Raw genomic sequence first — 8,042 nt, forward strand, 5'->3', positions numbered from 1 at the left:
TTCACAAGTACCTTCAATGAGATGAGGAAAGAACATGCCACTTCCGATTGGCTCCACCGCCCCCGACTTCGAAGCCGAGACCACCGAGGGAAAAATTAGATTCCACGACTGGATCGGCAGCGGCTGGGCGCTCCTGTTCTCGCACCCCAAGGACTTCACGCCGGTGTGTACGACCGAACTCGGCGCGCTCGCCAAGCTCAAGCCGGAATTCGACAAGCGCGGCGTCAAGCTGATGGGCCTGTCCGTCGATCCCGTCGACAACCACGCCCGCTGGTCGCAGGACATCAAGGAGACGCAAGGTGCGGCGCCGAACTATCCGATGATCGGCGATACCGACTACAACGTCTCGAAGCTCTACGACATGCTGCCGGCGGCCGTTTCCGGCGATCCGTCCAAGCGCACCGCGGCCGACAACCAGACCGTCCGCAACGTCTTCATCATCGGCCCGGACAAGAAGATCAAGCTGGTGCTGGTCTATCCGATGACCACGGGCCGCAACTTCCAGGAAATACTGCGCGTGATCGACTCGCTGCAGATGACGGCGAAGCATCGCGTCGCGACGCCCGCCGACTGGAAGCAGGGCGAGGACGTCATCATCTCGGGCTCCGTCTCCGACGACGAGGCGAAGACCATCTACCCGCAGGGCTGGAAGGCGCCAAAGCCGTATCTGCGCATCGTGCCGCAGCCCAAGTGACGCTTTTCGGCTGCGCCACGCAACCGCAAACCCTCATCCCGGGACGGCGCGCAAGCGCCAGTCCCGGGAGTTCGAGATTCCGGGGTCGATGCGACGATCCGCAAAGGTGATCGGCCCACCTCAGAAGCGCCGATTGACCAGGAACACCGCGGCCGCGCAGATCGCCATGCCGACGATGGCGATCGCGTCCAGCCGCTCGCCGAACAGCAGGTAGGCCATCAGCGCCGTGACCGCCGGCACGAGGTAGAACAGGCTCGCGACCGAGGTCGCGGCCGAATGCCGGATCAGCCAGTAGAGCAGCCCGATCGAGCCGATCGACAGCACGACCGCAAGCCAGACCAGTGCGAGCACGAATTCCCGGGTCCAGTGCACCACGCGGTCTTCGAACAGGAAGGCGCCGGCCGCGAAGAAGATCGCGACGGAGACGTATTGCACGAGATTGCCGGCGCGCCAGTCGATGTGATTGCAGAAGCGCCGCTGATAGAGCGTGCCGAGGGTGATACTGACCAGCGACACCACCGAGGCGAGCCAACCCAGCCCCGCCTGCCCGGTCATCGGACGATCGTGCAGGATCAGCGCCACACCGCCGAGGCCGAGCAGCAGTCCGCCCCATTGCAGCGGCGTCACACGCTCGCCGAGCCAGCGATTGGCGATGGTCGAGGTCAGGATCGGCTGCAGGCCCGGGATGAGCGCGGAGAGACCCGCAGGAATCGAATGTGCGATCGCGATCGCCGTACCGCCGAGATAGAAGCCGTGCACGAGAATGCCGGCGGCGGCACTGTGCAGGATGCCGACGCGGTCGGGCCATTTGGGGCGTGCAACCGCGGCGATGACGGCCATCAGGCCGACCACGAGCGCCATGCGGATAGCGAGGTAGGTCAGCGGATCGGCGTTGTTGACGACGTATTTGGTCCCGACAAAGCCGGTACTCCAGAGCACGACGAAGACAACCGGCGCCGCCCGGGCGGCGAAGCTTCCCTGACTGTGATTCATTGCCGCTCTCATTGCCCGACCATGGTCGACGCGGCAACGCGAATCTGCACGGGATTGACGGCGCGCTGCACGGAGCGCGCCCCGCGACGGCAGGGGTCAGCAAGCCCTCGCCGGGGTCACCACTCGTCGGGACAGGGATCGACGATCTTCCAGAGCTCGGCGCCGTTCTTGATCTTCTTCATCTCGGTGGTGAGCCCGCCGTTGCGGCGGATCCAATCCTTCACCGTGTCGGGATAGTAGGACATCAGATCGGATGTCCCTTCCGCGCTGGTGACCTTGATGCCGAAGGTGAAGGCCTTGTCGTAGTAGGCCTGGTGGAAGCCGAGGCTGGCGCGCGGCGTCACGCAGATCTTATTCATCGGCACGATGCCGAGCACCAGTGTGCAGGCGGAGTTGCAGATGCCGTCGATGATGACCCGCTCGCCCCTGTCGCGGATGCGCTTGTACTTCGACTTGTACTCGTCGACATAGCCGCCATGGTCACGGGTGATGTGCAGCTCCGCGCGCGCCGGCGTGACGGCGACGAAGGACAGCAGCAGCAGGCTCAGGGACGTGATGCGCATCGCGAGATAACGGCGGAAAGCCTTGTCTTGCATGGAGCCGGCCTGAAGGACCCCCAGGAGGCCGGCAATGGGATCGAGCAGCGAAAACTTTTGGCCAAACTGTGTTGGCAATTCGTTAAGCATCCGGAAACGGCCAAAAATGGGCAGGAGGCCGGCCCCGGCCCCTGCACTTTGGCGCCATCGACCGTCGAATCTGTGGACTTCGGCACGATTCTAGGCCCCGCCATGGGTATCCAGGGGCCGTGAAATCGCTATAAGATATGGAGTTGGTGCCGGTTCCGGAGAATTGAGATGAGCAGGTCGACGCTTGTTGCCGCGGTTGTCGCGCTGTCCGCTGCAACCCTTGCCCCCAGCCTCGCAGATGCGCGGGGTCATCACCAGTACGACCGCGTCTACGCCAATCCGCTGCCCTACCCGATCAGCTATCTGCACAATTACGGGCCCGGTCCCACGCCCGGCACCTTCGCCTATTACGACGGACCGGCGACCAACCACTGCTACCGGAGCGCAGCCGCCTATATCGGCCAGGACCGGCGCCGGCACCCCTGCTACTGAGCGGTACCCGACGCGGCGACCCGGCCGGCTATTTGGCGGCCCCCGTCGCCAGCAACTGCTTTTCGATCTCGTAGACCGGCATCTTGACGAGGTCCTTGCCGACCTCGCTCCGGATCGCCTTGCGCACGGCCTCCGAATAGTCGGCCCGGATCATGCCGAGCGCACGAGGAGAAGCGACCATCGTGAGCGCCGTGGTCTCTCCCGAGGTGACGGCTGAATTGAGTCGTCCCGCCAAACCTTTCAGGAAGACGCGCTCGGCCTCATCGTGCCAGTCGGTCTGCTCGACCGAGCTGCGCGCGTCGCCGACCGACCCATGCAACCGCCCCGGTGCGTCCGTGCCCTGGGCGTGGGTCGAAAGATTCGGCTGCTCATGGACTTCCCTCGTGTGCAGGTTCGGAAACATCTCGTCGCCGAGATTCTCCAGGATGAGCGCCTTGCGCCCGTCGCAGACCACGAGCCAGTCGCCCTTGTCGAGTCTCATCTTGTTCATTGCAGTACTCCAGAAACATAGGCGTGCGGGCGCACGAATCCATCGCTCGCGCGCAGGAAGGCGGGATCCACCGGTCAGAGGTGTCCTTCGAACTCCTCGAAGGACTTGCCGAACTGTTCCATCGCCTCTTCCAGATAGTCGGCGAGCATCGGCGTTCCCAACAAGTAGGAAGCGGTACGCTTGTTGTGCGCCTGCGCGGCCTGCGAACACAGCTCACGCCAATTGCCGAGCTCGCCGTCGCCGCGGCCAAGCCACATCAGCGCGACGAGCTCGATCTGCTCGTCCACGTTGAGATCGCGGATGAAACCCGAAAGCTCGGCGCGATCGGTATCCGCGCCTCGGCCGCCGCGGCCGTAGCTCATGTCGTCGTCGCCCGAATCGAGGATCACGCCCCCGCCGCCAGACTCGCTTTCGGACTGGCGCGACTTCGAGATGATGAAAAACACCTTCTCCGGCGAGATCGACAGGTTCGGAACGGTCCGCATCGTGGTTTTGCCTCTCCGGGAGCCGGCGCCGTGCCGTTCCCCTCAAATAAAGACTAGAGTCCCGCCGGGAGATGCGGTTTGCGCGAGATCAAGGTCGAAATCCTGATGCCGGAAGGCGACGCCCTCGGCTGAAGACCCGTTCATCCTGGATTCTGCGTCCTGCGTCCCTTTGCATCTGCGAGCCCGCATTTCCACCGTCAGACGGTAGCTCAGTGCCGCTGCCGGCATACCACAATGACTGCCGCGAACGAGCGGTCGTGTCCCGGCCGAATCCGATTTACGAAATCACGACGCATCAGTGATATGATCATCATCGAAACGATCGCCGACCAAACCAAATGCTGCTCAGCACGCTAGCCCCGACATCGGCACTCCAACTGACCACCTTCACGGACGTCGACGCATTTCGGCCTGCGGAGCTGATGGAGGATGCCAGGAGCATCCCGCTCGATATCGCCCGCTTCTCTGCCACGCGTGCGGTTGTCCGGCTCCCCGCATGCCGGATCATCCTCCTCAAATCCTTCGCGCGCATCCTGGACACCGTATATCGCGCCCCCGGCGGCATGATCATCATCTCGATGGACGACGACGTGCAGGCCAGCGCGAAGGGTATGAGCCTGGACGCCCGCTACATGGTCGCGGTTCGCGGAACCGACGATTGTCACTTCATGGAGCCCAGGGCCAATCTGCACGCCATGGTGATCTTCTCGCCAGACATGCCTGATCGCGGCTGGTTCGATCGCACCGACAGGCTGCAGGCGAGTATCACGGACCGCGCCGCCTTGATGCACGCCCGGTGCCTCGTGCGCGACCTGCTACGAGCCGCGGCGGCCGAGCCCGGCCTGTTCGAACAGCCTGCCGTCGCGGAAGATCTGCAGGAGGGCCTCCTTCTCGCCGTCGACGATCTGTTTGGCATGACGCCATCGCCGGATGGCAGCTCTGCAATTGCGGGCGATCGACCCTCGAAGCTCGTGCGGCGGATCGATGATTACGTCGCATCGCATCCGACGTCGCCGATCTATACGGCGAGTCTCGCCAGCGAATTCGGCGTCTCCATGCGGACGCTCGGCGGAGCGGTCACGAAAGTGCGCGGCATGAGCCTGCATCAATATATCCGCCTCAAGAAGCTGTGGGCGACCCGCTCACACCTCCTGAAAGGCGGCAATGGCGCAACGGTCGCCTCATGCGCGCGAGCCCAAGGCTTCCACCACATGGGCGAATTTGCCGCGCTCTACCGCGCGACGTTCAACGAGGCGCCGTCGCACACGCTGTCGCGCGGGCGGCATGCCGCGTCGCGGATCGCGCCTTAGCAAGGCCCGCGGACGCAGCGCGCATGACGTCCCGACACGCTGAATGGCGCGCTCGGAGAGATTCGAACTCCCGACCCTCGGAATCGAAATCCGATGCTCTATCCAGCTGAGCTACGAGCGCCGCTTGCCCGTTGCCGGGCCAAGGTCCGATCCTGATCAAAACAGAGAAGCGACCGCCGAAGGCGGATCGATCGGACGGATTTCGATTAGCAGATGGAACGGCCGAGAAAAAGCCCCAGCCGAGTGCCCGCGGCAGATCGGGCGGCGTCACCAGGTCGTGTTGAAGAGACCAAAATGCGGCTGCTGCGCCACCAGCATCATCGGCCGGCCCGGAGCAGGCGCCGATCGCGTCCTCGCAACCTTGCGCTTTGGCGGCGATTGCGGCTGCGCCCCGGTCCTGGCGTCAATGACGGCCTCGCCCCGCTTGGCGGTCGTCGCCCCAGGCCGCCGCGCGGACGGCACGTACTGCGCGAACGACTGACGCACCTCTGCCTTGGCCGACGGATCGGCCGGTTTCGCCGCCGTCGGCTCCGAGACGACCGCCACCGCCGTCGGTGGGACGATGGTCGGCTGGCTGGTGTCGAGCACGACGCGTTCCGGAAGCTTGCGCTCGGAACGGATTCGAATCAGGGGCAGGTCAGCGCCTGATGCCACGACGGCAGGCCGATCGCCCGTCTCTTGCGGCAGCGCCAGATTCACGGCGAACAGCAGGGCGATCAGCGCTCCACCGACGAAAACGAAATAGCGAAAGATGGGCATCTGGCATCGCTCCGCCCGCGCGCTGGCGCGTGGCTCTCCGCATCAACCGGCCACCCTCTCATTGGTTCCCTCGCGGGCGGCCGGGTTCAAAGCGGCGCGAATTTTTTCGCCGATCGCGGGAGATCAGGGTGACTTTTCAGCTAACGGCGTAGGACTCTACGCACGCCTTGCCGCAATCACCTTGCACTTCGCCTGACCGGCATTGACGTTGACGAATCCGACAGCCACGTGCGCAAAGGTCTTTCGGCTCATGGTGTTCACGGTATCGGGAAGAAGACGATGGCGATCCGTCAGATGGCTGCCGTCGCGGCGGTCGAACACGCAGGCGATCTCGATGTCCCTGACCGCGTACTCATTGTCGTTTCGCAAGGTGAAGCTCACCAGCGCCTTGGAGCCGAGCCCACCGCGCCGCCATGACTGGGAGGAAATCCGCATCCGATCGAGTTCGGCTGCTCCTTCCGGCGCCTGGGCCGTGGCCGTCGGTGCCTCGGGAGCGGCCGCCGGTTCCGACTGAACCGCGGCCATCTCCGACCGGAGCGGTTCACTCTGGGCCACATTGCCTTCCGAATCGGACATGAGCAGCCATAAACCACCGCCGACGACCAAGGCCACCGGCAACCAGAGTTTGGCGATGCGAGGACGTGCGATCCGGCTGAGCTCTGCGTTCATGGCACGTGTCACCGAGGGACAAGAGCAACGTCAGAGCGAGTTGCGCTCGCTCCCTTATCCAGCCGGTACGACCGTTCTGCGGCGGCTCGACGGCCCTGCACCTAAACTCACGAGGTCGACCGTAAGTTCCCTACCGGCCGCGGACATATGGTCATCGCCCGAGCGGATGGCTAACATGTGCCGCAATGCGGCAAAGACTCCACTGGGAGAAAACAAAATGACTGTCGTCACCTGGGACCACGTCCATCTACGCAGCCCCGATCCCGAGGCGACGGCGACCTGGCTGCGGGACGTACTCGGCGGCGAGATCGTGCGCGGCCCAGGGCGGATCGACGTGAAACTCGGCGGCGCCAACATCTTCATTGCGCCGCTGGAACCCGGCCAGGCCATGAACCCGCCGCCACCGCACCCGCATCAGGGCCTCGACCACTTTGGGCTGGCCGTAAAGGACATCGACGCCGTCGCCGCCGAGATCAAGGCAAAGGGCGTGGAGTTCACGCGCGAGCCGACCACCATCCGCCCGGGCGTGCGTATCTGCTTCATCCGCGGCCCGGAAGGCATTTCGGTCGAACTGCTGGAGCGCGACAAGAAATACGCCTGACGAGATGTCCTCTCGTGCATCGCCGACCGGCCCTTTCGCTGTCTCACGAGCCGCGCTTCAGCAGGTGACGGTCACTTATCCATCATGCTCAAGCCGGCACAGCTATCATCGGCACCCGCCGGCAAACTGCCGCGTTGCGCACAAGATGGTGCTTTGGCATAAAAGCCGGACCGGCGCGCCAGGGGCGATGGCCGCTGGCCCGCGGGGCGCATGATGAACGGCCTCTATTCGATACATGTGACGTTGCTCGATGGACGCGTCGGCAAGGGCAGCGGCGTGATCCTGTTTCGCGACGGCCAGATTCTCGGCGGCGACGCCTACCTCTTCTACACCGGCAGCTACACGTTGAAGGGCAACATCTTCAAAGGCGAGGTCTTGGTGCAGCGGCACACCTCTCCGCGCAACGACGATAATCCCCTGTTCGGCGGACCGGCGCCGGTCGGTATCGGCGTCAGCGGCACCTTCACGGGAACACGCGCCGAGATGACGGGAACCGCCCTTGTCGGCAAGGCCAGCCTGATCTTCGGCGCGACCTTGCGCAAGCTCGCGGACGTCAATTAGCGCAGCGTGCTATTCGGCGGCCTGCTCCAGCGGCGCGACCCGCGGCAGGATCATCTGGACGCGTGTGCCGCCCCCCGGCGCGGAATCGAGGTCGAGCCGTCCGCCCAGCCGGTTGGTCACGATGCTGTAGACGATGTGCAGCCCAAGGCCGGTGCCACCCTGGTCGCGACGTGTCGTGAAGAACGGATCGAAGGCGCGCCGGCGCACGTCCAGCGACATGCCGCAGCCGTTGTCGGAGAAGATGATCTCGACGTTGTCCTTGCCGGACTCGCGCGCCTGAATCTCGATCACGCCTGGCCGCCCGTCGGGAAACGCATGCGCGACGGCGTTGAGGAACAGGTTGGTCAGCACCTGGCCGTAAG

At 64.4% G+C, this 8,042-nt stretch carries 12 protein-coding genes and 1 tRNA gene; 5 read left to right on the forward strand and 8 right to left on the reverse strand.

From position 1 onward, the window contains the following. Nucleotides 1-34 precede the first annotated feature (34 nt). Nucleotides 35-694 (forward strand): peroxiredoxin, encoded by a 660-nt coding sequence (locus tag KGM94_RS06480; RefSeq protein ID WP_300256090.1) that lies wholly within the window; start codon nt 35-37, stop codon nt 692-694. Nucleotides 695-814: 120 nt separating this feature from the next. Here KGM94_RS06480 and KGM94_RS06485 read toward each other — a convergent pair whose 3' ends face one another. Beyond that, entirely contained in the window at nt 815-1,687 is an 873-nt protein-coding gene (locus tag KGM94_RS06485; RefSeq protein WP_300256093.1) for a DMT family transporter, read from the reverse strand. A gap of 116 nt (nt 1,688-1,803) precedes the next feature. Next, nucleotides 1,804-2,250: a hypothetical protein gene (locus KGM94_RS06490; protein ID WP_300256116.1), complete on the reverse strand. Its 447-nt coding sequence runs from the start codon at nt 2,248-2,250 to the stop codon at nt 1,804-1,806. A 291-nt stretch (nt 2,251-2,541) separates the two neighbouring features. On the opposite strand from KGM94_RS06490, the gene KGM94_RS06495 reads away from it, so the two are divergent. Beyond that, nucleotides 2,542-2,805 (forward strand): hypothetical protein, encoded by a 264-nt coding sequence (locus KGM94_RS06495; RefSeq protein WP_300256095.1) that lies wholly within the window; start codon nt 2,542-2,544, stop codon nt 2,803-2,805. 28 nt (nt 2,806-2,833) lie between these two features. Here the strand turns inward: KGM94_RS06495 and KGM94_RS06500 are convergent, their stop codons facing one another. Then, nucleotides 2,834-3,295 (reverse strand): host attachment protein, encoded by a 462-nt coding sequence (locus KGM94_RS06500; protein ID WP_300256097.1) that lies wholly within the window; start codon nt 3,293-3,295, stop codon nt 2,834-2,836. 74 nt (nt 3,296-3,369) lie between these two features. Further along, nucleotides 3,370-3,780, reverse strand: a complete 411-nt coding sequence (locus KGM94_RS06505) for a DUF3775 domain-containing protein (RefSeq protein WP_300256099.1) — start codon at nt 3,778-3,780, stop codon at nt 3,370-3,372. A gap of 338 nt (nt 3,781-4,118) precedes the next feature. Here KGM94_RS06505 and KGM94_RS06510 point away from each other — a divergent pair, with 338 nt between their 5' ends. After that, a complete protein-coding gene (locus KGM94_RS06510) occupies nt 4,119-5,090 on the forward strand; it encodes a helix-turn-helix domain-containing protein (protein ID WP_300256101.1) in 972 nt (323 codons plus the stop codon). A gap of 44 nt (nt 5,091-5,134) precedes the next feature. Here KGM94_RS06510 and KGM94_RS06515 read toward each other — a convergent pair. From KGM94_RS06515 to KGM94_RS06525, 3 genes are all read right to left on the reverse strand, one after another. After that, nucleotides 5,135-5,211, reverse strand: a tRNA-Arg gene (locus KGM94_RS06515). Between the two features lie 146 nt (nt 5,212-5,357). Further along, complete coding sequence (locus tag KGM94_RS06520; protein ID WP_300256103.1) at nt 5,358-5,849, reverse strand: hypothetical protein; 492 nt, start codon at nt 5,847-5,849, stop codon at nt 5,358-5,360. A gap of 156 nt (nt 5,850-6,005) precedes the next feature. Further along, on the reverse strand, nt 6,006-6,518 hold the full coding sequence (locus KGM94_RS06525) for a hypothetical protein (RefSeq protein WP_300256104.1): 513 nt from the start codon (nt 6,516-6,518) through the stop codon (nt 6,006-6,008). A 217-nt stretch (nt 6,519-6,735) separates the two neighbouring features. On the opposite strand from KGM94_RS06525, the gene KGM94_RS06530 reads away from it, so the two are divergent. Together KGM94_RS06530 and KGM94_RS06535 are read left to right on the forward strand one after the other, a co-directional pair. Beyond that, the gene (locus tag KGM94_RS06530) at nt 6,736-7,119 is read left to right on the forward strand and encodes a VOC family protein (RefSeq protein WP_300256106.1); all 384 of its coding nucleotides are present in this window, start codon (nt 6,736-6,738) and stop codon (nt 7,117-7,119) included. A gap of 210 nt (nt 7,120-7,329) precedes the next feature. Continuing rightward, entirely contained in the window at nt 7,330-7,680 is a 351-nt protein-coding gene (locus tag KGM94_RS06535) for a GrlR family regulatory protein (protein WP_300256108.1), read from the forward strand. Nucleotides 7,681-7,689: 9 nt separating this feature from the next. On the opposite strand, the gene KGM94_RS06540 is transcribed toward KGM94_RS06535, so the two are convergent. Then, on the reverse strand, nt 7,690-8,042 hold a 353-nt coding region (locus KGM94_RS06540), incomplete at its 5' end, for an ATP-binding protein (protein ID WP_300256110.1).

It is taken from the genome of Bradyrhizobium sp., assembly GCF_028868675.1.
Classification (GTDB): Bacteria; Pseudomonadota; Alphaproteobacteria; order Rhizobiales; family Xanthobacteraceae; genus Bradyrhizobium.